The sequence below is a fragment of the Nocardioides albidus genome, from assembly GCF_006335005.1.
Taxonomy (GTDB): domain Bacteria; phylum Actinomycetota; class Actinomycetes; order Propionibacteriales; family Nocardioidaceae; genus Nocardioides; species Nocardioides albidus.
On the sequence record NZ_VDMP01000026.1, the window covers coordinates 218,451 to 241,340 of the forward strand.

Genomic DNA, 22,890 nt, shown 5'->3' on the forward strand with positions numbered 1-22,890 from the left:
CGGTCCGCCCGCCGGGGGTCAGCCCCTCTCGACGTGCTCCTTGAGCTGGCGCAGCACGTTGGACCAGTTCTCCTGCGCGGACCCCTCCGTCTCGCCGTCCGTCAGCGACTGGTCGACCTGCACCTCGGTGCGGTCGCCGTCGTCGCGGAGCGACCAGGTGAGCCGGTGGTAGTTCTCGGGCGTGTCGGGGCGGCCGGTCAGCGGGCTGTAGTGGGTCATCACCAGCCGCTGCTCGGGCTCGACCTCGAGCACCTCGCCCTTGTCCTCGAACGGGCGGCCGTCGTACTCGCCTCGCCAGGTGATCGGCGATCCCGGCTCCCAGGAGGTGTCGACCCGGGCACCGAAGAAGTACTCGCGGATCTGCTCGGGATCGGTCAGCGCCTGCCACACCTGGCTCGGGGAGGCGGAGATCCGGACGTCTGCGGTTGCACTCTGCTCGGTCATGCGAGGGCGGTACCCGGCGCCGTTCCGGCTACGCACCCGTGTGCTCCGGCCGAGCGGTGGTACCGGGTTCCTATGACGTGACATCACACCTAAAGGGGGAAGGCGTCATGGATATCGGAAACAGTCTCCAGACTGCAGCGGACAGGTTCTTCGGATTCCTGCCCAATCTCGTGGGCTGCCTGGTGCTGCTGGCCATCGGCTTCATCGTGGCCAAGGTGGTACAGGTCGCTGTGCGCAAGGGGCTCGAGATGACCGGGGTGGACCACCATCTCCAGCGATCCAGCGCGCACACCTACGTCGACAAGGTGATGCCAGGCGTGAAGGTCTCCGGCGCGGTCTCCCGCGTCGTCTTCTGGTTCATCTTCCTGTTCTTCGCCGTGGCCGCCGTGAGCGCCCTGCAGATCCCGGCGCTGACCACCTTCATGAACCAGGTCCTCGCCTTCCTGCCCAACATCGTGGTCGCGATCGCGATCTTCGTGGTGGCCGCGCTCATCTCGGGCGCCGTCGCGGCGGGGATCACGCGGATCATGGGGGACACGCCGACCGGCAAGATCGTCGCGACCGTGCTGCCTGCGGTCGTCATGGTCGTCGCGCTGTTCATGATCCTCGAGCAGCTGCAGATCGCGCCCGAGATCGTGCGGATCGCGTTCGCCGCGACCATGGGTGCGCTGGCGCTCGGCCTGGCCCTCGCCTTCGGGCTCGGCGGCCGCTCGGTCGCCCAGCGCATGCTGGAGGACGCCTACGCCAAGGGTCGCGAGCAGTCGGCCCAGGTCAAGCGTGACATCCAGACCGGCAAGGCCCGTGCCGAGGAGCAGCTCCACGGCCACAGCGCCACGGCGGGTCAGCAGACGGCTCCGCCGCCCGCCGAGCGCCCCACGGCGTACAGCACCGCCACGTCGACCCAGCAGTACCCGGCTCCCCCCACCGGTGACACTGGCGGCTGGGACGGCGGGGACGGGCGTCACCAGGCCTGAGAACCGGCCGACCGCCTCACCACCACGCCCGGGCGGGCTCCGACCAGGAGCCGCCCGGGCGTCGTGGCGGGTCAGGGTTGGGACCCACGGCGTACAGTGGGTGGTGCAGCTCAGGACGCGGGCTGCGAAGGGGATCGATCGATCCCGCATTCGCAGCATCTGGAGTTCACTTGTCCGAGTCTGTCCACGTCGTCGTCGACGGCGTCCCTGTCCCTGCGCTGCTGCTCAAGTGGAACGCCAGCGCGACCAAGGCCCTCGTCACTCTCGAGATCGACGGGCGCGTCGACACTCGCTGGCTTCCCGCCGAGATGCTCGAGCGCACACCCGTCGCGTAGCGCCCGGCCGGAATCGCCAAACCGCTCACCTCGCCCCGCCATCCGCCGTACATTCTCCGAGGACCAGGCGGAGGGGAGCGGAGACGGTGCGCACGAGGGTTGACCTGCTCAAGGCGACGGATCGAGCGTGGCAGGTGCTGCGCCACGACCTCCACCGCCGCCTCGACGACGCGGTACGAGGAGCGGGCAGCTGGCCCTTCCTGCTCGAGGTGGAGGCGCCCGAGCGCGACGAGTCGCCGTGCGCGCCGTACGTCCAGGTCATGCCGAGCGCCGACGGGCTGCGCGCCGAGGTCTCCAGCGATCACTTCCTGCACCCGCGCCACTGGCTCGACGCGGGCCAGCTCCGCAGCCTCGCCGCGCACGGCTGGTCGGCCCCGGACGCCACCTGTCCCAACCACTGGCGCGAGGTCCGTGCCGCGACGGCCGCGGAAGTGGCGCACGCGATGGTCAGCGCCCTGCGCGACGTGTTCGGCGTCGTGCACCCGGCCTTCCTCGTCGACGCCCTCGACGTCGTCGCCGACGACGAGCCCGCGCGGCCGTAGCCGGACTCCTGCCGCGTCCGATCGCCTGGGTGGCCAGCGTCTCGGCCGACGGTGTCGGCAACCTGGCGCCGCGCTCCTTCTTCACGGTGGCGAGCGGGAACCCTCCGATCGTCCGGTTCACGTCCGTGGGGGAGAAGGACACGCTGCGCAACGTCCTGCAGACGCGGGAGTTCACCATGGTGGTCGGGGTGACCCTCGACCCGGACGCGATGGTCGAGGGCCGTCCGGTGTTCGAGCGCCTCGCGCCGGTCTCCCGACTGGGGGGCAGCGCGTGGGGTCTGCCGCCGGCCCTGGTCCGGCTCGTCCGTCCCAGCTGAGCCCACTCCGCCTCCTTCGGAGAGGCGTCGAGTAGGGGTAATCCTCAGTGCGCGGGGCAGAAAGTCCCAATGGAGCGTGAGCGGCGTCACTCCTACCGTGAGTCAGACCCGAGATCCCCCGACGTACCGAAGGATCGCCATGACCACGACGCTCGCCTCCTCCCCGCCGTCGCCCACGCCGACGCAGACCCGTCGCCTCGCGATCGGTGCCGGCGCGGGGACCTCGCTGGAGTTCTTCGACTTCTCCATCTACACCGTCGCCTCCGCGCTGATCTTCCCGCAGATCTTCTTCTCCGGTGACACCGATCCCTGGTTCGCCTCGTTCATGAGCCTGGCGACCTACACCCTCGGCTACGTCGTCGCCCCGCTCGGCGCCATCGTGATGGGGTGGTACGGCGACAAGCACGGCCGCCGCAAGGCGATGCTGATCACCTTCTTCCTCATGGGTACGGCCACCGTCCTGATGGGCCTGCTGCCGACGTACTCCTCCATCGGCATCGCCGCGCCGGTGCTGCTGGTCCTGCTCCGCCTCGTCCACGGGTTCTCCCGCGGCGGCGAGCTCGGCGGTGCGTCGGTGCTGGCGGTCGAGCACGCCCCGCCGACCCAGCGTGCCGCGTACGGCGCCTTCGTCGCCCTCGGCTCGCCCTTCGGCGCCGCGCTGGCGAACCTCTCCTTCGTGCTCGTGTTCTACCTGCCCGCCGAGACCGTGACCAGCTGGGCCTGGCGCATCCCGTTCCTGTTCGGTGCCGCCGTGCTGGTGATCGGCATCTGGGCTCGCAAGCGGCTCGAGGAGTCGCCGGTGTTCGAGGCGCTGAAGGCCGACCGGGCCGAGGTGCACATCGCGAAGGTTCCCGTCTGGAACGTGCTGCGTGACAACTGGCGCCGCCTCGCCCTCGCGGCCGGTGCCAACATGGGCCTCAACGCCGTGATGTTCGTGCTCGCCGGCTTCATGCTGTCCTACGCCGCCTCGCCGTCGCCGAAGGGCCTCGGGCTGGAGATCAAGTCGGTCCTGTGGTGCACCCTGCCCGGGCTCCTCGTGCATGCCGTCACCGTGGTGGCCGGCGCCCGCCTGTCCGACCGCCTGGGCCGCAAGCCGGTGATGCTGACGGCGACGGTCGCGATCGCGATCTACATGCTCTTCCTGTTCCCGATCGCCGAGGCCGGCTCGCTCGCCTCCTGGACCATCGCCATCGGCATCGGCTTCGCCCTGACCGGCTTCCTCTTCGGTCCGCTGCTCACCTACCTCACCGAGCTGTTCACTCCCGAGCAGCGTCAGTCCGGCGCGGGGATCGCCTACCAGATCGGCGCCGTGCTCGGCGGCGGTCTGTCACCGTCGATCGCCAACCGGCTCATCGAGTGGACCGGCCAGCCGTCCTCGGTCGGCTACTACCTGGCCGGCGGCCTCTGCGTCACCCTGGTCTGCCTGCTCCTGCTGCCGGAGACGGCCCCGGTGAAGTCCGGTGGCCAGCGCGTCCGCCAGACCGGCCCCGAGGCCGGCGTGCTCGGCTGACCGGCCGGACCCCGAGAGGACGAGACCCCGAGAGGACGAGATGTCGACCGACGAGACGATCGCCGCGTTGGTCCGCAGAGTCGACGCGCTGGAGGCGGAGGGCCACGTCCGCCGCCTCCAGGCGCGTTACATGCTCCTGTGCGACACCCCGCTGCCGGAGTACGGCGTCGCCGACGACGCCAAGCGGATCGAGTTGATCCTCGAGCTCTATGCCGAGGACGCGGTCTGGGAGGGCGTGGGCGACTACTACGACGGGCAGTTCGGGCGGATGGTGGGCAAGGACCGGATCCGCGAGCACTTCACCCGGTTCTGGGGGGAGAAGCGGGACCCGGCGCTGGTCCTCAACGCCCACTACCTGACCTCGGAGCACATCCAGGTCGACGGTGACACCGCCGAGGGACTGTGGATCCACATGCAGCCGTGGCTCTACGCCGACGGCACGGCCCTGCTGCGGTCCAGCCGCCTCAACAACGCCTTCCGCAAGGAGCCGGACGGCACCTGGCGGATCACCCGCACGCGCACCGAGAACGTCTTCGTCGCCCCACTGCCCCGTGGCTTCGCCTCGGACCACGCGACGACGTCGGTTCTCCTGGGGCCCTGAAGAGCGCAGCGCGCACCCCGACGCCCGCGGCCACGGGTCAGACGCCTGCGGCCGCGGGTCAGAGGTCGATCTGGTGCTGGAGGACGTCGCGGGCCAGGGCGCTGAGCGTGTCGGCCTCGGTCTTGGCCTTGATCCGGGCCCGGTGCACGTCGACCGTCTTGACGCTGGTGCCGAGCCGGCGGGCGATCTGCTGGCTGGGCAGGCCGTCGATGACGAGCCGGAGCACCTCTCGCTCGCGCGGGGTGAGCGACTCGAGTCGCCGGGCCACCGCGTTGCGCTGGGCCTGCTCGCCGAAACGGCGCTCCGCCTCGACCAGGTGCTCCTGCACCACCTCGAGCATGCGCTGCGGCTCGTAGGGCTTCTCGAGGAAGTCGACCGCGCCGGCCTGCAGCGCGCGCACGGACATCGGGATGTCACCGTGCGCGGAGCAGAAGACCACCGGCGCGGGATAGCCACGCTCGACCAGCTGCTCCTGCAGCTGGAAGCCGCTCAGGCCGGGCATGCGGACGTCGACGATCACGACCGCGGGCTCCTCGGGGTCGAACTCGTCGAGGAAGGCGCGCGCGTCCGGGTAGGTGAGGGCCTCGATGCCGACACTCTCGAAGAGGAACACGAGCGACTGCCGCAGATCGTCGTCATCGTCGACGATGTGGACGAGCGGGGAGGTGGAGGACTCAGTGTTCATCGGACGTGTTCGCTCACCGTCGGGTCGCTGAGGGGTCTGATCGTAGCGCGAGCGCGGCCTCCAGCCAGTCGCCCGCGGCGAGGAGGTCGGTCTCCTGTCCGCTGCGCCCGATCGCCTGGAGCCCGAGGGGCAGGCCGCCGGACCGAAGGCCCGGGATGGTCAGGGCGGGCAGGCCGAGCGCCTGCCAGGCCCGGCTGAGCACCGGATCGCCGGTGGCGGCCAGGCCGTGGGGAGCGGCGCCGGGCGCGGCGGGCCCGACCACGACGTCGTACGCCGCGCGGACCTCCTCGAGGCGCTCGGCAGCTGCGGCGATCGTCGCCCGGGCGGCCTCGTAGGCCGACTCCGGCGTGTCACGTCCGGTGCGCAGGAGGTCGGCCAGCGGCGTGCTCAGCCGGTCCGCGGCCGCGAGCTCGGCGGCACGCTCGCGTGCCGCCTCATAGGCCATCACGACCGGATGGGCCCGGGTCACCTCGGCGATCAGGTCCTCGGCGGGGAAGGCGTCGACGACCGCGCCGGCCGCGGTGAAGGAGCGCGCCGCGCTGTCGAGGGCCGCCGACATCTCCTCGGCGACCACGCCCAGCGGCGCGGCCGTCCAGATCAGCACTCGCGGCGGTGCGGGAGGCTCCGTCGGCTGCGGCTCGCCGGTGAGCGCCGCGAAGGCGAGCGCCAGGTCGGCGACGTTCGCGGCGTACACGCCGTGGCTGTCGAGGCTGTGGCTGAGCCCGGTGACTCCGTCGACCGGGAAGCGCCCGTGCGACATGACGAGGGAGGCCACGCCGCAGTACGCCGCGGGGCGGGTGACCGAGCCGGCGGTCTGGGAGCCCAGCGCCAACGGCACCTGCCCGGACGCGACCGCGGCCGCGGATCCGCTGGACGAGCCGCCCGGCGTGTGGTCGGGGGCGGCCGGGTTGACCGTGGGTCCCGGCGCGAAGAAGGCGAACTCGGTCGTGACGGTCTTGCCGGCGGGGACGGCTCCGGCCTGCCGCCAGGCGGCGACGATCGCTGCATCGGCGGCCGCGGGTGCGGCCGCGGCGCGCAGGCCGCTGCCGCAGCGGGTGGGAAGGCCGGCCACGTCGATGATGTCCTTGACGCCGAGCGGGACGCCGGCGAGCGGAGCGTCGGGCAGGGAGGACGGCTGAGTGGGCTCCAGCGTCACCCAGGCGTGCAGGTCGTGCTCCGTCTCCGCGATCCGGCCGCGGGCGCGCTCCCACGCGGCCTCGGGAGTGGTGCGTCCCGAGCGGAGGTCGGCGACGAGCTCCCGCAGCGACCAGGGTCGCCACAGGTCGCTCACGCGTCGTCCCATGCGGCGTCGGCCTCCCAGTAGTCCATGCCGCTCTCGCTGACGCTGTGACGCCACGGCGAGGTGCGGCGCAAGGTGGGCTCGACCTTGGCGGTCACCGCGTCGGCCGCGTCCGGGCCGTCCTCGGGCACCTGCCAGTGCACCCAGTTGAGCTCGCGCCCCTGGGGGTCGCGCACGAAGAGGTCGACGTGGCGCCAGCCGTACCCGAAGGTGTCGTTGTAGCAGGTCAGTGTGGTGGTGTACGGCGTCTCGCCGGTGCTGTCCGTGCTGTCGGTGCCGTGGCTGCTGTGGGTGCTTTCCGTGTCGTCCATGCCGTCTCCTCCTCCGGTTCTGCTCGTGACGGGCTGCTCAGGCGCTGGCCGCCACGGCGGGCACGCCGTGGAAGCTCCGCTGGAAGTAGACCAGCGCTCCGGCGTCGGCATCGACGGCGACGTGGTCCACCTCGACGAACATCACGGTGTGCGAGCCCCGGGTCATCTCGGCGCCGATCCGGCCGACGAGCACCGCCGCCGCATCGCGCAGCACCGGGACACCGTGCGTGTCGTGGTCCCAGACCGGCCACTCGAAGCGATCGGCCATGGAGACCGTGGTCATGCCGGCGAAGTGCTTGGCGATGTCCTCGTGCTCGACACCCAGGACGTTGACCGCGAGGCGGCGGTTGGTCCGGAAGATGTCGTGGCAGTAGCTGGACTGGTTGACGCACAGGACCAGCGTGGGTGGGGAGTCGGTGACCGAGCAGACGGCGCTGACCGTGATCCCGGCGCGGCCGCTGACCCCGTCGGTGGTGATCACGTTGACCGCCGCGGACAGGTTGGCCATCGCGGCACGGAAGTCGCGTTGCTGGGTGGACAGCTCATCAGCCATGGACCGACGGTAGGACCGGTGTCGCGAGCCGGGTATCGAGAGTTCCTCCGCAGCGCATGAGGGTTTCCCCTACGTCGACGTCTCGTCGTCGGGCGTGGCCACCAGCGGGAGCGCGAAGGCGAACCGCGATCCTCCCTCGTCGCGGCGCTCGGCCCAGATCCGGCCGTGCTGGCGCGTGATGATCCGGTGACTGAGCGCCAGCCCGATCCCGCTGCCGTGGGCCTTGGAGGTGAACGACACCGCGAACGGGTCGTGGCGCAGGCCCCGGCCGGCGTCGTCGACGGTGAACACCCCCGACCCGGGGAGGTCGCGGGCCGTCGCCAGCACGATCCGGCGCCGCTCCGGATCGCACTGCGCCATCTCGTCGATCGCGTTGAAGCACAGGTTCATCACCACCTGGCCGGTGAGCACCCGCTCGCAGCGGACGGGCACGGGCTCGGCGGAGAGCCGCACCTCCACCTCGACGCCCGGGTCGCCCGCCCGGAGGCGGATGAAGTACAGACACTCGGTGACGATGTCGTTGAGGTCCACGACCTGCTCGACATGCTCGAGGTGGCCGACGAAGGCGCGCAGCGTCGACACGATCGTCGAGGCCCGTTCGATCTGGGTGACCGCGCTCTCCACCCCGTAGCCCAGCTGCGTGGCGGTGAGATCGGGAAGCTGGCCGCTGGCGGTCAGCGAGCGCGCTCGGGCGAGGACGCCGGCCAGGAAGTTGCCGGCCGCCGACAGCGGCTGGCCGAGCTCGTGGGCGATGGCCATCGCCATGTCGCCCATGGCGTTGTAGCGGGCGAGGTAGTTCTCGTGACGCAGGTCGAGCTCGCGGGCGGCCTCGCCCCGGACCCGCGCGGACACGTCGTGCAGGATCATCAGGTAGGACTCGACCTTTTCCTCGGTGTCCGGCCCGTTCGCGCTCTGGTCGCTCAACCGCTCGACGCTGCCCTCCAGCCAGATCGGCTGGTCGCCGTTGCTGTGCACCTCCAGCTGGACCGCGAGCACCGGCGCCGTGCGCTGCGCCACCTCCGCCCAGGTTGCGGCCCGGCCCTCGATCCGGAGACGGCCGTAGGCGACGAGCGGTCGGCCGACCGGCTGGTCGTCGTCGGCATCGATCCCGATGTGCGCGAGCGCGGTGTCCGTCGCGAACCGGATGGCGCCCGCCCCGTCGAGCATGAACGCCACCGTCTTCGTGTGCCGGGCGAGCGCGTCGACGTACGACGTCGCGATCCGCAGCTCACGCTCGATCTGCTGCTCCTTCTCGATGTCGCGGAACTGGACCATCACCGCGGGCCCCTGCATCAGGTCGACCCTGATGGCGATCGCGTCGGTGGGGATCACCCGTCCCGACTTCGAGCGGTAGTGCCACTCGATCCGGCTGGTCCCGCGCTCGACGGCCTCCTGGAGCCAGGCCCGCCCGATCACCCGGTCGTACTGCTGGGCCGAGCTGCTCATGTGGTTGGCCTTGAGCGGGCGCAGCTCGCTGACGCTGAACTCGAGCAGCCGGCAGGCCGCGGGGTTCGCCCACAGGATGTTCTTCGTGCCCGCGTCGTGGATCAGGATGCACAGCCGGGTCGCGTTCACCATCGCGACGAAGTCCTCGCTGACCAGCTCCGGCGCGCGTGGATCGAGCTGCATGACGACAGCCTAGGGACGGGGCGGCGTCGTTCCCATCGCCTCCGGCCAGGAGGGCGCTGAGGAAATCCCCTACGCCGCACCGACACATCCCCAGCAGGGGGGAGGCCACTACCGATTGGCACCCCCGGTGTCGGTGCCTAGCGTCATCGGTGAGACGTGGACCACTCGGCGAGAGCTACGAGGAGCAGACGATGGCGCAGACTCAGGACACCCGGGCCGAGACCGGACCCGTCGACTTCGAGGACATGCTGACCGAGCTCGCCGAGCGGCGCACGGAGTTCCGCGAGCAGTCCTACGTCTCCTCCGACTTCATCGACCGGCTCAAGGGGCTCGGCATCTATCGCGCGTCGACGCCCGCGATGTTCGGGGGCGATCCGCTCCCGCCCGCCGAGTTCCTGGAGCAGGTCGAGCGGATCTCGGCCGTCGACGGCTCCACCGGCTGGGGCGCCAGCTTCGGCTCCGCGCTGGTCTACCTGGCGGCCCTGCCGCTGGAGACCCAGGCCGAGCTGTACGCCGACGGTCCGGACGTCTGCTTCGCCGGCGGCCTCTTCCCCGTCCAGCGCGCCGAGCCCACGGATCGGGGATTCCTCGTCAACGGCCGGTGGAAGTTCGCCAGTGGCTGCATGGGCGCCGACATCCTCGGCGTCGGGATCCCCGGCGACGACTCGACCGCCGGCAAGCCCCGCACCGCGCTGCTGCGACCGGACCAGGTGGAGATCATCCGCGACTGGGACGTCTCCGGGATGAGGGCCACCGGCTCCTTCGACCTCAGTGTCGACCACGTCGAGGTGCCGCGGGAGTGGACCTTCATCCGCGGCGGCGCCCCGACCGTCGACGAGCCGCTCTATCGCTACCCCGCGCTGGCGTACGCCGCGCAGGTGCTCTCCGTCGTCAGCGCGGGGGTCGCCCGCGCCGCCCTCGACCACGCGATCACCGTGGGCGCCGGTCGCAGCGGCGTGACCGGCGCTCCGAAGCTCGCTGACCGCGCCTACTACCGCACCGGCATCGCCGAGGCGGAGGCCGCGCTGCGCTCGGCCCGCGCCTACTTCTACGAGGTCGCCCACGAGACCTACGAGTCCGTGCTGTCCGGTGACCCGGCCTCGGAGAGGCAGAACGCGCACCTGCGGCTGTCGGCCAGCAACCTCGCTCGGGTCTCCGCGAAGGTCGTCGGACAGGTGGTGGAGATCTCCGGCACCGGCGTCATCTACAACACCCACCCGCTCCAGTGGCTGATGGACGACGCGCTGGTTCCCCAGCAGCACGCCTTCCTCGGGCCGGCGATGTTCGACGCCGCCGGCGCCGTGCTGATGAACCAGCCCGCCACCGTCCCCGGCTTCGCCTGAGCCCTCCGGATCACCGTCGAGACCACCCACCCCACCAGGAGGATCCCGTGGCCAACGAGCCGCTCCGCGTGCTGTTCTGCATCGGCATCAACCAGAACTTCTTCGACCTGCCCGAGGGCGGTGTCGCCCCCGGTGACGTCTGGACGGCGTTCGTCGGCCTGATGGACGGCATCAAGCAGCTGCCCGGCATCGACTTCATCGGCGACATCGACGACGACGCCCACATGGTCGGTCCCTCCGACGGCTGGCCGTGGACCTGCTACCTGCTCTGCGACGCCGACAGCCAGGCCACGGTCAAGGAGGCCTGCAACCTGCTGCGCACCATCCAGGTCGGCGAGAGCGACTGGAAGCTGTGGAAGTACGCCAAGATCGAAGCCCGCATCGGCCGGGCCCTCACCCCGCGGGAGTACTGAGATGACCACGTTGCACGGCCCCATCGACGGTGCGTTCGACGCCGCCACGGTCAACGACCTCGAGCCGGCGGACCTGGTGCTGCCGGACCGGGTCGCCGGCCGGATGTACACCGACCCGGGCATCTTCGAGCAGGAGATGAGCCGGATCTTCGAGCGCACCTGGGTGTGGGTGGCGCACGAGTCGGAGCTCCCGAAGGCCGGCAGCTTCAAGACGACCACGGTCGGCCGCCAGCCCGTCATCGTCGCCCGCGACCGCAAGGGCAACATCAACACGATGCTCAACCGCTGCCGCCACCGGGGCGCGAGCGTGTGCGAGCAGCGGACCGGGCACGCCAACGGGTTCACCTGTCCCTACCACGCCTGGTCCTACGGGCTGGACGGCAAGCTCCGCGGCCTGCCGTACCCCGACGGCTACGAGGGGGTGATGGACAAGAGCGGGGTCGCGCTGCAGCGACTGCGCACCGAGTCCTACGGCGGCATGGTCTTCGCGACCTTCGCCGACGAGGACGAGCTGGAGCCCCTCGAGGACTTCCTCGGTGACGTCAAGCTGTGGATCGACCGCTTCATGAAGCAGGGTGGCGGCTACCCGATCAAGGTCCTCGGCACCCACCAGTTCCGCTTCAAGGGCAACTGGAAGATCCAGCTCGAGAACACCACCGACGGCTACCACTTCCCGATCGTGCACCGGTCCTGGATGGCCTCCGTCGACGCCGAGACCGCCGAGATGATGAGCTTCATGACCGACCCGGCGGCGACCACGCACGACCTGGGCAATGGTCACTCGGTGATGGAGATGGTGCCCGAGCACTCCGACCTCGACGTGGACGACGGCACCGAGCCCCTGCAGGAGCGCTTCGCGGACCTCGTCGAGGCACTGGGCGCCCAGGGCCTCGACAGCGGCTCCGTACGCCGTCTGGTCCGCGCCATGCACGGCACGGGATTCAATCTCAACCTGTTCCCGAACGTGTCGATGTCCATCTCCTTCCTGCGGGTGCTGCGGCCGATCTCGGCCGACGAGACCGTCATCGAGCACGTCGCGCTCGGGCCGGACGGCCCGCCGGAGATCGTCGATCCCGTGAACCGCGAGCGGCTCCGGATCCACGAGCACTTCCAGGGCCCCTTCGGCTTCGGCACGCCCGACGACGCCGAGGGCTGGGATCGCGTCCAGCGCGGCGCCGCGGCCGCCCCGGAGATGCCGATCATGGTCAACCGCGGGCTGGGCCGCGAGGAGCCGTCGCCCGAGGGCTGGCCCACCAGTCATGTGACCGACGAGACCGGCATGCGCGCGGCCTACGGAATGTGGAAGAGGATGATGAGCGATGACTGAGGCTGCGACGACGCTTCCGGCTGCCGGAACCCTGTCGATCACCGACCCGCGGGTCATCCGAGCGATCGAGCTCGTCTGGCGCGAGGCGACGCTCCTCGACGCGAAGGACTACCACGCCTGGGAGGCGCTCTACGCCGACGACGGGATCTACGTGGTCCCGATCGACCGTGACGCCGACAGCTTCGACGACCGGCTCAACATGGTCTACGACGACGCGCGGATGCGGTCGATGCGGGTGGTCCGGATGACCGAGGGCTTCGCCATCGCCGCGGTGGACGCCGCGACCACGGTCCGCACGGTCTCCCGCTTCGTCCCGACCACGGTCACCGACGACGAGGTCAGCCTGAAGGCGGCCCAGATCCTGGTCGCCTTCAAGCGCGGCCGTCACGACTTCTGGGCCGGCGACGTCGACTACGTCGTGCGGCTCGGAGCCGACGCGGGCGCGGACCGACTGGTGCGCAAGGTCGTCCGTCTGATCGACGCCGAGGGCGCCGTACCAGCAGCCGGCTTCCTGCTGTGAGCACCCAGGAGCAGGTCGCCGTCGTCACGGGCGGGGCCTCCGGACTCGGGGCGGCGATCGTGCGCCGCCTGCACGCCGAGGGCTATCGAGTCGCGGTCGCGGACCTCGACGGCGAGGGCGCCGAGACCCTGGCGCGCTCCCTCGACCAGGACGGCCGGGTCCGCGGCCTCACGGTCGACGTCGCCGCCGAGGGCGCGGCCGAGCGGTTGCTCGCCGACGTCCTCTCCGCGTTCGGCGAGGTCCACGTGCTCGTCAACAACGCCGCCCTGACGCAGGCCAAGCCGCTGATGGAGATCAGCCCCGACGACCTGAGCAAGGTCATGGCCATCAACTTCGAGGGCACCTTCCGTGCCTGCCAGGTCTTCGGGGGGCACCTCGCCGGAGCCGGCTACGGCCGGATCGTCAACATCGCCTCGCTCGCCGGGCAGAACGGCGGCACCGCGACCGGCGGCCACTACGCGTCGTCGAAGGGCGCCATCCTGGCGGCCACCAAGGTCTTCGCCCGAGAGCTGGCCGCGTCGGGCGTCACCGTCAACGCGGTCTCTCCCGGACCGCAGGACAGCCCGGCGGTGCGCGCCATCGTCGGCGACGTCGAGGCGCTCACCCGGGCCATCCCGGTCGGCCGACTCGGGAGCATGGACTTCATCGCCCGGATGGTCGCCCTCCTCGCCTCACCCGAGGCCGACTCGGTGACCGGCGCCTGCTGGGACGCCAACGGCGGGCTCTACCTACGCTGAGAGGGGACCTGTCCCATGAGTGAGCACATCATCGTCCGCGTCGCCGGCGTGGTCGAGGAGACCGCGCACGTCCGCACCCTGCGGCTGGAGAAGCTGGACGGCGCACCCTTCACCCGGTTCCGCTCGGGCGCGCACATCGACGTCGTCGGCCCGACCGGGGTGCTGCGGCAGTACTCCCTGGCCAGCTCGCCCCTCGAGTCCTCCTCGATCACGATCGCGGTCAAGCTCGAGCCCGAGGGCCGGGGCGGCTCCGCCGCGATGCACGAGGTCAAGGTCGGCGACCATCTCAAGATCGGCAAGCCGCGCAACCTGCTCAGCATCGCCGACGACGCCGACCAGCACCTGCTCGTCGCCGGCGGGATCGGCGTCACGCCACTGCTCGCGATGGCCTACGAGCTCTACACCTGGGGCGCCGACTTCGAGCTGCACTACTTCACCCGCAGCCGCGAGGAGATGGCCTTCGCCGAGCTCCTCAGCGAGCGCGTCGAGTTCCGCGACCGCGTTCACCTGCACGTCGGCGTACCCCGCGACCAGCAGCCGGAGATCCTCGAGGGCATCGCCGGCCGACTCACCTCCGCGAGCCATGTCTACACCTGCGGACCGGTCGGCTTCATGGACCAGGTCCGTGCCGTCCTGGCCCCGACCGTCGGTGACGACCACGTGCACATCGAGCACTTCGAGGCAGCCGAGATCGACACCTCCGGCGACAGCACCTTCACCGTGGAGCTCGACACGGGTGAGAGCTACGAGGTCCCCGCCGACAAGTCGATCCTCGCCGTCCTGGAGGAGAACGGGATCGAGGTGTTCAAGTCGTGCGAGGAGGGCGTGTGCGGCTCGTGCGTCTCGGGCCTCCTGGAGGGGACCGCCGAGCACCGGGACAACTGCCTCACCGAGTCCGATCGTGCCGACCAGATCGCGCTGTGCGTCTCGCGCGCCGCCTCGGACCGGCTCGTCATCGAGCTGTACTGACCCACCCAGCCGAACCACAGAACCGAGGACCGTCATGGCACGCTCCCGCTCCCTGAAGCACACCGCCTGGGCCACCGGCGCCGTCCTGGTCGGAGCCCTGGTGTCCGGTACGGCGCCCGCGCCGGCCGACACCGGAGGGCAGCAGGCGTCGGGCCAGACACCGTCCCACGCCGTCGTGATCAAGCGCGACGAGCACGGCGTCCCCCACGTCTACGCCGACGACACCCGCGGGCTGTTCCACGGGTTCGGCTACACGGTCGCCGAGGACCGGCTCTACCAGCTCGAGATGGCGCGCCGGTCGGGGAACGGCACGGTCGCCGAGGTGCTCGGTCCCGACTTCGTGCCGGTCGACATCGCGACCCGGTCCAACGTCGACCCGGCGTCGATCCGGCGCCAGCTGAAGGCCCTGTCGGCCGAGGACCGTGCCATGTTCGACGGCTACGCCTCCGGCATCAACGCACGTCTGCGCGAGGTGCGTCAGGATCCCGAGAGCCTCCTGCCGCGCGAGTTCGTCGACAACGGCTTCGAGCCCCAGGCGTGGTCCGGTGAGGACGTCGCCCTGCTCTGGGTCGGGCTCATCCTCAACCGCTTCTTCTCCAGCAGCGCCGAGGTCGCGAACCTGCAGCTGCGCCAGGACCTGGTCGCCGCGAACGGTGAGGAGCTGGGCGGGCGGATCTACGACCAGCTGCGCTGGACCGAGGACCCCACGGCGCCGACGATCGTGCCTCGGGCTGACGGAGGTGCCGAGGGAGGTGCTGACGGAGGTGCCGACGGAGGGAAGGGCGCGACCGCGCCCCGTGCCGCCGACCTGCCGGCGATCTCGCCCGGCGCCGTCGACGACTTCCGCACGATGCAGGGCGCCCGGACCGGACTGGCCGACCCCGACGAGCGTCCCACGGCCAGCTACGCCTGGGCGCTGGCGCCGGAGCACACCGCCGAGGGCGTCGCCGTCCTCCACAACGGCCCGCAGCAGGGCTTCTACACGCCGTCGTTCGTCTCGGGCATCGGCCTGCACGGCGCGGGCTACGACCTCACCGGCTACACCCCCGTCGGGTTGCCGGCCGTGCTCTTCGGAACCAACGGGAAGATCGCCTGGGGCTCCACGGTCGGGTCCCTGGACACCAACGACGTGTACGCCGAGCAGCTCGACCCCGACGACCCCCACCGCTACCTCTACGACGGCCGCTACCGCGACATGGCCAAGCGGACCGACCTGATCCGGGTCAAGGGCGCCGACCCTCGGCACCTGGACGTCTATGCCACCGAGCACGGGTTCGTGCAGAGCTGGGACGAGGCCAACGACCGGGCCTACACCCTGCGCACCAGCTGGCGCGGCCGCGAGATCGAGACCCTGGTCGGCTGGGCGGAGGCCGCCAAGGCCCAGGACTGGGAGCAGTACCTCGACCAGGCGTCCCGAGTCAGCGCCTCGATCACCTGGTTCTACGCCGACGTCGAGGGCAACATCGGTGTCGCCGGCCTCGGCCGACTCCCGCGCCGCCCCGCCGGCCAGGACTTCCGCTTCCCCGCACGGGGCGACGGCACCATGGAGTGGCAGGGCAGCGAGCCGTTCGACGCGAACCCACGTGCCTACAACCCGACCCAGGGCTACCTGGCGAGCTGGAACAACCAGATCGCCCCCGGGCTGCGGGCGGACAACGCCAACTTCTCGCAGGTCGACCGGGTCAACGAGATCCATGGCGAGGTCGCCGCGGCCGGGCTCGACGGTGCGCAGATCTGGGACGTGACGCGGACGACGACGCGGGCCGACCTCAACGCGCGCTACTTCGTGCCCATGATCACCGCGGCCGCAGCGGGCCTGCCGGCCGACGACCCGCGCCGTCAGGCAGCCGACCTGCTGGCGGGCTGGGACCGACAGCTGACGACCACGGACGGTCGGACCTACGACCACCCGGGCACCACCCTCGTCCGCGCCTGGCTCACGGCCACCGCTCGACGGGTGCTCGCCGACGACCTGCCCGCCCATGTCTTCGCCCGCTACCAGTCGCTGGGCTATCCCGCGCTGACGGCGCAGGGCTCCCCGGGCAGCATCCGGCCCGCGCCAGTCAGCGCCGTGCTGTGGAACGCGCTGAGCGGTGACCGCTCCGGAGTCCCGCAGACCGTGGACTTCCTCGACGGCGCGGCGCCCGCCGACGTCGTGCTGGCCGGCCTGACCGACGCCGTCGCGGACCTCCGCGCCCGGTTCGGCGAGGACCCGGACCAGTGGCGCACGCCGGTCGTCGCCCACCGGTTCTCCCGGTTCAACGCGATCGGCGTGCCGTGGGCAGGCTCGGACCAGCCCCAGACCCCGGCGTACCTGAACCGCGGCACCCTCGACTTCCAGGTCGAGCTGCGGCCCGGAGGGGTCGAGATGTGCTCGGTCGCCGCCCCGGGACAGAGCGGCTTCGTCGCTCCGGACGGCGACCGCGCGCCCCACAGCCTGGACCAGCTCGCCCTCTTCGAGGACTTCGGCTGCAAGGCCGACCACCTCACCCCCGGTGCCGTCGACGCGCACCTGGAGTCGGAGCGGACGCTGCGGTACTAGCCCGCGACTGGCCCGCGTCCTGCCCAAGGTGGGCGAGGCCGGGTCGGCACGAAACGTGGCCCCCGCGACACCCGACCGCGTCCGCGCGTGTTCGCGGACGTCTGGCGGGGCGTCGGCGGGGGGACGCCCCGCCCGGCCAACGCACCGGTCGGCGTGACCGCTCGACGGTCGGGTACCGCCCAGCAATGACCATCCGGCGCATCAGCGACGAGTACCCCGGTGCCGAAGCCGACAACCCCCACCAGATCCCGCCGCGTGGCTGGTGGCAGATCGCCAAGCGGGCCTGGCAGGAAGCGAAGGCCGACCAGATCCGCTCATGGCCGCCGGCGTCGCGTTCTACTCGTTCCTGGCCCTGTTCCCGGCCATGATCGCCGCCGTGCTGCTCTACGGGCTGGTCCGTGACCCAGCGGAGGTGGAGGAACAGACCCGCGCCCTGACCCGTGGACTGCCTGCCGACGCGGCATCCCTGCTCACCGATCAACTGAAGACAATCGCCTCGACACCGCAGCAGTCGTTGGGACTGGGTCTCCTCGTCACCCTGGTGCTCGCGCTGTGGAGCGCATCGGGCGGGGTCAGCAACGTGATCACCTCCATCAACATCGCCTACGACGAGGAGGAGACCCGCGGCTTCGTGAAGCGCAAGCTCCTCGCGCTCGTCCTCACCATCGGCGCGATCATCTTCGTGGTCATCACGCTCGGGCTCGTCGCCGCAGCACCCGCGCTGCTCAACGACCTCGACGGCCAAGGCCCGCTGCGGTGGGCCCTCGAAGCCGCTCGCTGGATCGGCCTGGTGATCGTCATGGTCCTCGGCCTGGCCTTGCTCTACCGGATGGCTCCCGACCGGGACGCGGCACGTGTCCACGGGCCGTCGTCATGGGCCGGCAGTACGAGCAGGCTTGCCGGCCGTACTTCAACCAGGTTCCGCGTTGGAGGACGCGAGTAGGCTCGAATGAGAGCAGTTCGAACCGCCTCCAGCAGGACCCGGCTCCGAACTGGTCGGAAGGTGGACGTCATGGCGACGTCGAACACGCTGGTTCCGAACACGAAGCCTCCGAGAGCTCCCCGCGCTGGCTGTGCGTGGCGCCCACACGCTGACGGGCAGCACCGGCTGCCGTCGGTCCGAACAAGAGTGAGGCTGCCATGACACGACACAAGGCAACCGGACGCCTCCAGCGCAGCGCTCCAGCGCACGCCGTCCCAGGGGGCGAGTCTTCGAACGTCCCCGCCCCGGGCGCCACGCCGAGCACCTCCCCGAGGACCGACCCGAGCACCACGCCGGACGGCGCGGCGGCCGACCTCGACCAGCAGGTCTTCCACGACGGCGACCAGGCATCTGAAGCTCAGGGACGCGGCGTTCCCCGCACGCGTGCCGGAGCAGCATGGGTCGGTCTGGCCTCGGCCGCGTTGCTCGTCGTGGCCCTCGTGGTGTTCATGCTGCAAAACACCCAACGCGTCGACGTCTCGTTCCTGTGGATGACCGGCCGCACTTCCCTTGGCCTGGTGCTCCTCATCGCGGTCCTCGGGGCGGTCGTGCTCACGCTCGCCCTCGGCACCGTGCGCATCCTGCAACTGCGCCGGCTCGTCCGCCGGGACCGCCGCAACTAGGGCGCCGTGGCGAGAGCCCCGGTCGGGGTGCGTGCCCCCGACCAGGGGCTCTCGAGGGGGATCAGGCATCGCTCGCCGCATCGGACTGAACGGCGGGCGCGCTGTATCCGGGCTCAGCCGGTGCGCAGGAAGGCGCTGAGGAGCGAGGCGACCCGGTCGGGAGCCTCGAGCGGGGCGAGGTGGCCGACGCCGGGGATCACGTCGAGCCGACCCCGTGGCACGGCGTCGGCGATGGTGGCCAGGAGCTCGGGCGGGGTGGCGACATCGTCGGCGCCGGCGACGGCCAGCACCGGCGCGGACACCGTCGCGAGCCGGGCGGTGACGTCGAAGGTGGCCAGCGCCTCGCAGGTCCGGGCATAGCCCTCGGCGTCGACCGCCGCGAGGTCGCGCAGCGCCGCGTGGACGAGGTCGCTCCCGGCGGCGACGATCGCTGGACCGAACCAGCGCGCGGGGGAGCTCGCCACCATCGGCGCCATGCCCTCGGCACGGACCAGCGCCGCGCGTTCACGCCAGGCCTCCGGCGTGCCGAACCGGGCGGCGCTGCACAGCACGGTGAGCGAGGTGATCCGCTGCGGGTGGTCGAGGGCGAGCTGGAGGCCCACGGCGCCGCCGACCGAGTCGCCCGCATAGGCGAAGGCGGGCGCTGCGCCGGCCTCCCCGCCGCTCGCCTCGGCGTCGACGGCACGCAGGACCGCGGCGGCGAGGTCGGCCATGTCGAAGCCGCTGGTGAGCCGGTCGGCGGCCGGGCTGTGGCCGTGGCCGGGGAGGTCCCACCCGACGACGTTCCAGCCCGGCAGGCTGGCGGCGACGGCCGCCCAGAGCCGGTCGACCGTCGTACCCAGGGAGGGGCCGACGACCAGCAGTGGGCCGCCGGCCGCGTCGGCGAGACGCCGCAGGGCGATGTCGGGAAGGGTGCCCATGGCGGGGGTCCTGGGGGTCCGGGCGCTCAGAGCGCGGAGGGATGGGTGGTCAGCGGGCTGACCTCGATCCGCATGAACGGGAACAACGGAAGGCCCGACAGGATCTCGTGCAGGCGTGCGTTCGACTCCACGTCGAAGATGCTGATGTTGGAGTAGAGGCCGACGATCCGCCAGATGCGCTTCCACTCGCCGCTGCGCTGGAGCTCATGGCAGTACGCCTTCTCCCGCGCGACCGTCTCCTCCCGCACGGCGGGGTCGAGGTCGCGCGGGATGTCGACGTCCATCCGCACTGCGAACAGCATCAGGCGCGCACCGGGTCCAGCACGAAGCCGTAGTCGACGGCGACGGTGCCGTCGCCGGCCGGCTTCGGGTCCAGCATGAGCTCGGGCTTGACCGCCGAGGCGATGTCGTCGTCGTTGTGCTCGTCGCCGGGGAAGTAGAGCTGTGCGGTGAGCAGCTCGTGACCGGGCGCCGACACCTTCACGTGCAGGTGCGCCGGGCGCCAGGCGTGCCAGCCCGCGGCGGAGATCAGCTTGCCGCAGGACCCGTCGGTCGGGATCTGGTAGGGCGCCGGCTGGACGGTGTGGATCTCGAAGGCGCCGTCGTCACCGACGGTGAACGTGCCGCGCAGGTTCCACTCCGGGATGCCGGGCGCGAACTGCGAGTAGAAGCCGTCCGCGTCGGCGTGCCACAGCTCGACCTTGGCGCCGGCGAGCGGCGAGCCGTCGGTGGAGGTGACCGTTCCGGTCCAGGTCAGGGCGGTGCCCTGCTCGCCCTCGCGCATCGGGATGGTGCCCGTCGCGCCCTGCTCGGGCGCGTCCGGCACGTAGTAGGGCCCCTCGATCGTGCCCTTGCTGCCCTCGCGGTGCTCGGTCGCGACCTCCTCGACGACGTGCTCGACCCACACGTCGAGGAAGAGCGGCCACTCGCCGTCCTTGCCGACCTGGATCAGCCACGCCTTGAGCGCGTTGTACTCGGCGTAGGTGACCTTGTGGGTGCGGATGGTCTGGTGCACCGCGTCGAGCACGGAGCGGGCGAGCAGGTCGACCCGCTCCGGCGAGGTGTCCTTGACGGCGTCGTACGGCGACTTGTCGGTCTCGAACCGCTCGGTCGCCGCGCTGCCGGAGGCGGCGGCGGTGGCGAGCGTCTCGGCGGCGCCGGGGGTCTGGTCGGTGGTCATGATGGTGTCCCTTCGGTGTGGCCGATCGATCGGCGATCGGGTGCTAGCGGTCGGAGCGGTAGTGGCGGAGCTTGTCCTCGTCGATCTCGACGCCGAGGCCGGCGCCGGGCCGGACGGTCAGCTCGCCGTTCTCGATGCCGAGGGGCTCGGTGAGCAGGTCGTCACTCATGTCGAGGAAGTTCGACAGCTCACCCGCATGTGCGCAGCTGCGCTGGTGAGCGGCGCCGAACGCGACGGTGCAGACCGAGCCCAACTGGCCGTCGATCTGGTTGCCCATCACCACCTCGAGCCCGAGGCCCTCGGCGAGATGGAGCACCCGCTGCGAGCCGGTGAAGCCGGTGCGGGCGGTCTTGATGGAGATGGCCGTGGCGGAGCCGCCCAGGATCTCCCGGGTCACCTCGGCCGGGGTCGTGGCGGACTCGTCGGCGATGAACGGCACGTCGAGCTGCTGGATCAACCAGCGTCGGCCGAGGACGTCGTCGGCCGGGGAGAGCTCCTCGGCGAAGGCGAGGTCGAGATCGGCCATCTGACGCATGGCGCGCGCCGACTCCGACGCGCTCCAGCCGCGGTTGCCGTCGACGTACAGCACGACGTCGGGCCCGAGGCCCTCGCGCAGCGCGCGGACGACGGCGACGTCGAGCGAGGCGGGCCGGCGACCGACCTTCACCTTGAACGTGGTGATGCCGTGGACCTCCCGCATCCGCTCGGCCTCGTCCACCATCGCCTCCGGGCTGTCGAAGCCCAGCATGTGGGAGACCCGCATCCGGTCGGTGTAGCCGCCGAGCAGGTCGGTGACGGGAAGGCCGAGGGTCCGGCCGAGGGCGTCCCAGACCGCCATGTCGATGGCGGCCTTGGCGGTGGGGTTGCCGACGGTCCGGCTCATCAGCGCCGCCATCTGCTCGCGGTCGGTGAGCGGGAGGCCGACCACCTGGGGGGCGAAGATCGTCTCGATCACCGCGATGATCCCGCGCTGCGTCTCGCCGTAGGTGAACGGGCGGGGCGGCGCCTCGGCGACCCCCACGACGCCGTCGTCGGTGCGCACGCGCACGAGGACGTGCTCGGCAGCGTGCACCTCGCCGCTGGCGAACTTCAGCGGCTTGGTGTAGGGGATCCGGAAGGGGATCGCCTCGATGCCTGAGATCTTCACGCGGTCTCCTCCTCGAAGCGCGGGTGGGGGTGGGCCGCCGGGGCGGCGTCGTAGAAGCCGTGGGTCGCCAGCGCCTCGAGGGCGTTGGCGACCACCGGGGACGGGTCGTCGACGCGCCAGGCCAGCGAGAGGTCGATCGTGGCGGCCTGGCGGACGTCGCGGAACACCACGCCGTGGAGCTGCATGCTGCGCACCGACTCCGGAACGAGCGCCACCCCGAGCCCCGCGGCCACGAGCGCCAGCAGGCCTGCCGTGCCCGGGGCACGGTGGGGGACGGTGGGCGCGAACCCGGCGCGTCGGCAGCTGGACGTCACCGCCTCGTTGACCGCGGAGCGGCGGTCGGCGTACGCGACGAACTCCTCGCCGGCCACGTCGGCGATCTCGAGATCGGCCTCCGGGACCAGGCGGTGGCCGGCGGGCAGGGCCAGCACGAGCGGCTCCTCCAGCAGGGTGCGTGTCTCGATGCCGGCCTCGGCCACCGGGCCGCGGAGCACGCCGAGGTCCAACCGGCCGTCGGCGAGTCGTTCGACCTGGGCGGGGGTGAGCAGGTCGGCCTGCACCTCGAGGACGACGCCCGGCAGGGCCGAGCGGACGATCTGGGACAGCGGGGCGAGCTGGGTGAACGCGCTGGTGCCGGTGAAGCCGACCCGCAGCAGCCCGCGCCGACCTTCGCCGATGCTCCGCACTCCGGACACCGACGCGTCGAGGTCGCCGAGGATCCGGCGCGTCTCCCGGTGGAAGAACTCGCCGGCCGCGGTGAGCTGGACCTGGCGCGTGGTGCGAGCGAGCAGCAGCACGCCCAGCTCGGCCTCGAGACGCCGCACGGCCTGGGACAGCGCCGGCTGCGCGAGGTGCAGCCGCTCGGCGGCCTGACCGAAGTGACAGGTCTCGGCGACGGCGTCGAAGTAGCGCAGTTGCTTGAGATCCATGGGTCACCTCCGTCCGTTGCGGTCGCTGTGGCGGTCGTCACGTGGTGTCGCCACGCT

Annotated in this window: 26 protein-coding genes; 15 read left to right on the forward strand and 11 right to left on the reverse strand. The window is 71.4% G+C overall.

Annotated features, from left to right (window positions below):
* Positions 1-18 precede the first annotated feature (18 nt).
* Positions 19-444: an SRPBCC domain-containing protein gene (locus FHP29_RS16825; RefSeq protein WP_139624029.1), complete on the reverse strand. Its 426-nt coding sequence runs from the start codon at positions 442-444 to the stop codon at positions 19-21.
* A 107-nt stretch (positions 445-551) separates the two neighbouring features.
* Here FHP29_RS16825 and FHP29_RS16830 point away from each other — a divergent pair, with 107 nt between their 5' ends.
* The 6 genes from FHP29_RS16830 to FHP29_RS16845 all read left to right on the forward strand — a co-directional run bounded on the left by FHP29_RS16830 (position 552) and on the right by FHP29_RS16845 (position 4,723).
* Positions 552-1,418 (forward strand): mechanosensitive ion channel family protein, encoded by an 867-nt coding sequence (locus tag FHP29_RS16830; RefSeq protein ID WP_139624030.1) that lies wholly within the window; start codon positions 552-554, stop codon positions 1,416-1,418.
* Between the two features lie 170 nt (positions 1,419-1,588).
* Positions 1,589-1,753, forward strand: coding sequence for a hypothetical protein (locus FHP29_RS21825; RefSeq protein ID WP_158296611.1), 165 nt, complete (start codon positions 1,589-1,591; stop codon positions 1,751-1,753).
* Positions 1,754-1,839: 86 nt separating this feature from the next.
* Positions 1,840-2,295 carry a TY-Chap domain-containing protein gene (locus FHP29_RS22865; RefSeq protein ID WP_240044559.1) on the forward strand — a complete coding sequence of 152 codons (456 nt, stop codon included), beginning with the start codon at positions 1,840-1,842 and terminating at the stop codon, positions 2,293-2,295.
* 29 nt (positions 2,296-2,324) lie between these two features.
* Positions 2,325-2,612 carry a hypothetical protein gene (locus FHP29_RS22870; protein WP_240044560.1) on the forward strand — a complete coding sequence of 96 codons (288 nt, stop codon included), beginning with the start codon at positions 2,325-2,327 and terminating at the stop codon, positions 2,610-2,612.
* 139 nt (positions 2,613-2,751) lie between these two features.
* Complete coding sequence (locus FHP29_RS16840) at positions 2,752-4,122, forward strand: MFS transporter (RefSeq protein ID WP_139624031.1); 1,371 nt, start codon at positions 2,752-2,754, stop codon at positions 4,120-4,122.
* 40 nt (positions 4,123-4,162) lie between these two features.
* Positions 4,163-4,723, forward strand: coding sequence for a nuclear transport factor 2 family protein (locus FHP29_RS16845; RefSeq protein WP_139624032.1), 561 nt, complete (start codon positions 4,163-4,165; stop codon positions 4,721-4,723).
* Positions 4,724-4,781: 58 nt separating this feature from the next.
* On the opposite strand, the gene FHP29_RS16850 is transcribed toward FHP29_RS16845, so the two are convergent.
* The 5 genes from FHP29_RS16850 to FHP29_RS16870 all read right to left on the reverse strand — a co-directional run bounded on the left by FHP29_RS16850 (position 4,782) and on the right by FHP29_RS16870 (position 9,201).
* Positions 4,782-5,408: a response regulator transcription factor gene (locus tag FHP29_RS16850; RefSeq protein WP_139624033.1), complete on the reverse strand. Its 627-nt coding sequence runs from the start codon at positions 5,406-5,408 to the stop codon at positions 4,782-4,784.
* A 13-nt stretch (positions 5,409-5,421) separates the two neighbouring features.
* A complete protein-coding gene (locus tag FHP29_RS16855; RefSeq protein ID WP_139624034.1) occupies positions 5,422-6,711 on the reverse strand; it encodes an amidase family protein in 1,290 nt (429 codons plus the stop codon).
* On the reverse strand, positions 6,696-7,019 hold the full coding sequence (locus tag FHP29_RS16860) for a hypothetical protein (RefSeq protein ID WP_205014206.1): 324 nt from the start codon (positions 7,017-7,019) through the stop codon (positions 6,696-6,698). Before FHP29_RS16860 ends, FHP29_RS16855 begins: the two co-directional genes overlap by 16 nt.
* Positions 7,020-7,056: 37 nt before the next feature.
* Entirely contained in the window at positions 7,057-7,572 is a 516-nt protein-coding gene (locus FHP29_RS16865; RefSeq protein ID WP_139624035.1) for a flavin reductase, read from the reverse strand.
* 69 nt (positions 7,573-7,641) lie between these two features.
* Entirely contained in the window at positions 7,642-9,201 is a 1,560-nt protein-coding gene (locus FHP29_RS16870) for a PAS domain-containing sensor histidine kinase (RefSeq protein WP_139624036.1), read from the reverse strand.
* Positions 9,202-9,392: 191 nt separating this feature from the next.
* Here FHP29_RS16870 and FHP29_RS16875 point away from each other — a divergent pair, with 191 nt between their 5' ends.
* From FHP29_RS16875 to FHP29_RS16915, 9 genes are all read left to right on the forward strand, one after another.
* Positions 9,393-10,544, forward strand: coding sequence for an acyl-CoA dehydrogenase family protein (locus FHP29_RS16875; protein ID WP_139624037.1), 1,152 nt, complete (start codon positions 9,393-9,395; stop codon positions 10,542-10,544).
* 47 nt (positions 10,545-10,591) lie between these two features.
* On the forward strand, positions 10,592-10,957 hold the full coding sequence (locus FHP29_RS16880) for a hypothetical protein (RefSeq protein ID WP_139624038.1): 366 nt from the start codon (positions 10,592-10,594) through the stop codon (positions 10,955-10,957).
* 1 nt (position 10,958) lies between these two features.
* On the forward strand, positions 10,959-12,284 hold the full coding sequence (locus tag FHP29_RS16885) for an aromatic ring-hydroxylating oxygenase subunit alpha (protein ID WP_139624039.1): 1,326 nt from the start codon (positions 10,959-10,961) through the stop codon (positions 12,282-12,284).
* Positions 12,277-12,804 (forward strand): aromatic-ring-hydroxylating dioxygenase subunit beta, encoded by a 528-nt coding sequence (locus tag FHP29_RS16890; protein WP_139624040.1) that lies wholly within the window; start codon positions 12,277-12,279, stop codon positions 12,802-12,804. Before FHP29_RS16885 ends, FHP29_RS16890 begins: the two co-directional genes overlap by 8 nt.
* On the forward strand, positions 12,801-13,541 hold the full coding sequence (locus FHP29_RS16895) for an SDR family NAD(P)-dependent oxidoreductase (protein ID WP_139624041.1): 741 nt from the start codon (positions 12,801-12,803) through the stop codon (positions 13,539-13,541). The genes FHP29_RS16890 and FHP29_RS16895 overlap by 4 nt, the downstream gene beginning before the upstream one ends.
* 15 nt (positions 13,542-13,556) lie before the next feature.
* Positions 13,557-14,510 carry a PDR/VanB family oxidoreductase gene (locus FHP29_RS16900; protein WP_139624042.1) on the forward strand — a complete coding sequence of 318 codons (954 nt, stop codon included), beginning with the start codon at positions 13,557-13,559 and terminating at the stop codon, positions 14,508-14,510.
* Between the two features lie 34 nt (positions 14,511-14,544).
* Positions 14,545-17,052: a penicillin acylase family protein gene (locus FHP29_RS16905; RefSeq protein ID WP_139624043.1), complete on the forward strand. Its 2,508-nt coding sequence runs from the start codon at positions 14,545-14,547 to the stop codon at positions 17,050-17,052.
* Between the two features lie 316 nt (positions 17,053-17,368).
* Positions 17,369-17,995: a YihY/virulence factor BrkB family protein gene (locus FHP29_RS16910; RefSeq protein WP_139624044.1), complete on the forward strand. Its 627-nt coding sequence runs from the start codon at positions 17,369-17,371 to the stop codon at positions 17,993-17,995.
* Between the two features lie 197 nt (positions 17,996-18,192).
* Positions 18,193-18,657, forward strand: coding sequence for a lipopolysaccharide assembly protein LapA domain-containing protein (locus tag FHP29_RS16915; protein WP_139624045.1), 465 nt, complete (start codon positions 18,193-18,195; stop codon positions 18,655-18,657).
* 113 nt (positions 18,658-18,770) lie between these two features.
* Here the strand turns inward: FHP29_RS16915 and FHP29_RS16920 are convergent, their stop codons facing one another.
* The 5 genes from FHP29_RS16920 to FHP29_RS16940 are packed head-to-tail and all read right to left on the reverse strand — an operon-like array spanning position 18,771 to position 22,833.
* Entirely contained in the window at positions 18,771-19,577 is an 807-nt protein-coding gene (locus tag FHP29_RS16920; protein ID WP_139624046.1) for an alpha/beta fold hydrolase, read from the reverse strand.
* A gap of 26 nt (positions 19,578-19,603) precedes the next feature.
* Positions 19,604-19,879, reverse strand: a complete 276-nt coding sequence (gene catC, locus FHP29_RS16925; protein WP_139624047.1) for a muconolactone Delta-isomerase — start codon at positions 19,877-19,879, stop codon at positions 19,604-19,606.
* Positions 19,879-20,757 (reverse strand): catechol 1,2-dioxygenase, encoded by an 879-nt coding sequence (gene catA / locus FHP29_RS16930; protein ID WP_139624048.1) that lies wholly within the window; start codon positions 20,755-20,757, stop codon positions 19,879-19,881. Before catA ends, catC begins: the two co-directional genes overlap by 1 nt.
* A gap of 43 nt (positions 20,758-20,800) precedes the next feature.
* A complete protein-coding gene (locus FHP29_RS16935; RefSeq protein ID WP_139624049.1) occupies positions 20,801-21,904 on the reverse strand; it encodes a mandelate racemase/muconate lactonizing enzyme family protein in 1,104 nt (367 codons plus the stop codon).
* A complete protein-coding gene (locus FHP29_RS16940) occupies positions 21,901-22,833 on the reverse strand; it encodes a LysR substrate-binding domain-containing protein (protein WP_139624050.1) in 933 nt (310 codons plus the stop codon). Before FHP29_RS16940 ends, FHP29_RS16935 begins: the two co-directional genes overlap by 4 nt.
* Between the last annotated feature and the right edge of the window lie 57 nt (positions 22,834-22,890).

Bases quoted from the DNA above. Each gene is read 5' to 3' on its own strand.
- FHP29_RS16830 (WP_139624030.1), top strand. From the start codon at position 552: ATGGATATCGGAAACAGTCTCCAGACTGCAGCGGACAGGTTCTTCGGA.
- FHP29_RS16825 (WP_139624029.1), bottom strand. From the start codon at position 444: ATGACCGAGCAGAGTGCAACCGCAGACGTCCGGATCTCCGCCTCCCCG.
- FHP29_RS16890 (WP_139624040.1), top strand. From the start codon at position 12,277: ATGACTGAGGCTGCGACGACGCTTCCGGCTGCCGGAACCCTGTCGATC.
- FHP29_RS16900 (WP_139624042.1), top strand. From the start codon at position 13,557: ATGAGTGAGCACATCATCGTCCGCGTCGCCGGCGTGGTCGAGGAGACC.
- FHP29_RS16920 (WP_139624046.1), bottom strand. From the start codon at position 19,577: ATGGGCACCCTTCCCGACATCGCCCTGCGGCGTCTCGCCGACGCGGCC.
- FHP29_RS16840 (WP_139624031.1), top strand. From the start codon at position 2,752: ATGACCACGACGCTCGCCTCCTCCCCGCCGTCGCCCACGCCGACGCAG.
- FHP29_RS16860 (WP_205014206.1), bottom strand. From the start codon at position 7,019: ATGGACGACACGGAAAGCACCCACAGCAGCCACGGCACCGACAGCACG.
- FHP29_RS16850 (WP_139624033.1), bottom strand. From the start codon at position 5,408: ATGAACACTGAGTCCTCCACCTCCCCGCTCGTCCACATCGTCGACGAT.
- FHP29_RS16910 (WP_139624044.1), top strand. From the start codon at position 17,369: ATGGCCGCCGGCGTCGCGTTCTACTCGTTCCTGGCCCTGTTCCCGGCC.
- FHP29_RS16875 (WP_139624037.1), top strand. From the start codon at position 9,393: ATGGCGCAGACTCAGGACACCCGGGCCGAGACCGGACCCGTCGACTTC.
- FHP29_RS16885 (WP_139624039.1), top strand. From the start codon at position 10,959: ATGACCACGTTGCACGGCCCCATCGACGGTGCGTTCGACGCCGCCACG.
- FHP29_RS16915 (WP_139624045.1), top strand. From the start codon at position 18,193: ATGACACGACACAAGGCAACCGGACGCCTCCAGCGCAGCGCTCCAGCG.
- FHP29_RS16870 (WP_139624036.1), bottom strand. From the start codon at position 9,201: ATGCAGCTCGATCCACGCGCGCCGGAGCTGGTCAGCGAGGACTTCGTC.
- catC (WP_139624047.1), bottom strand. From the start codon at position 19,879: ATGCTGTTCGCAGTGCGGATGGACGTCGACATCCCGCGCGACCTCGAC.
- FHP29_RS16865 (WP_139624035.1), bottom strand. From the start codon at position 7,572: ATGGCTGATGAGCTGTCCACCCAGCAACGCGACTTCCGTGCCGCGATG.
- FHP29_RS16855 (WP_139624034.1), bottom strand. From the start codon at position 6,711: ATGGGACGACGCGTGAGCGACCTGTGGCGACCCTGGTCGCTGCGGGAG.
- FHP29_RS16940 (WP_139624050.1), bottom strand. From the start codon at position 22,833: ATGGATCTCAAGCAACTGCGCTACTTCGACGCCGTCGCCGAGACCTGT.
- FHP29_RS16905 (WP_139624043.1), top strand. From the start codon at position 14,545: ATGGCACGCTCCCGCTCCCTGAAGCACACCGCCTGGGCCACCGGCGCC.
- catA (WP_139624048.1), bottom strand. From the start codon at position 20,757: ATGACCACCGACCAGACCCCCGGCGCCGCCGAGACGCTCGCCACCGCC.
- FHP29_RS16845 (WP_139624032.1), top strand. From the start codon at position 4,163: ATGTCGACCGACGAGACGATCGCCGCGTTGGTCCGCAGAGTCGACGCG.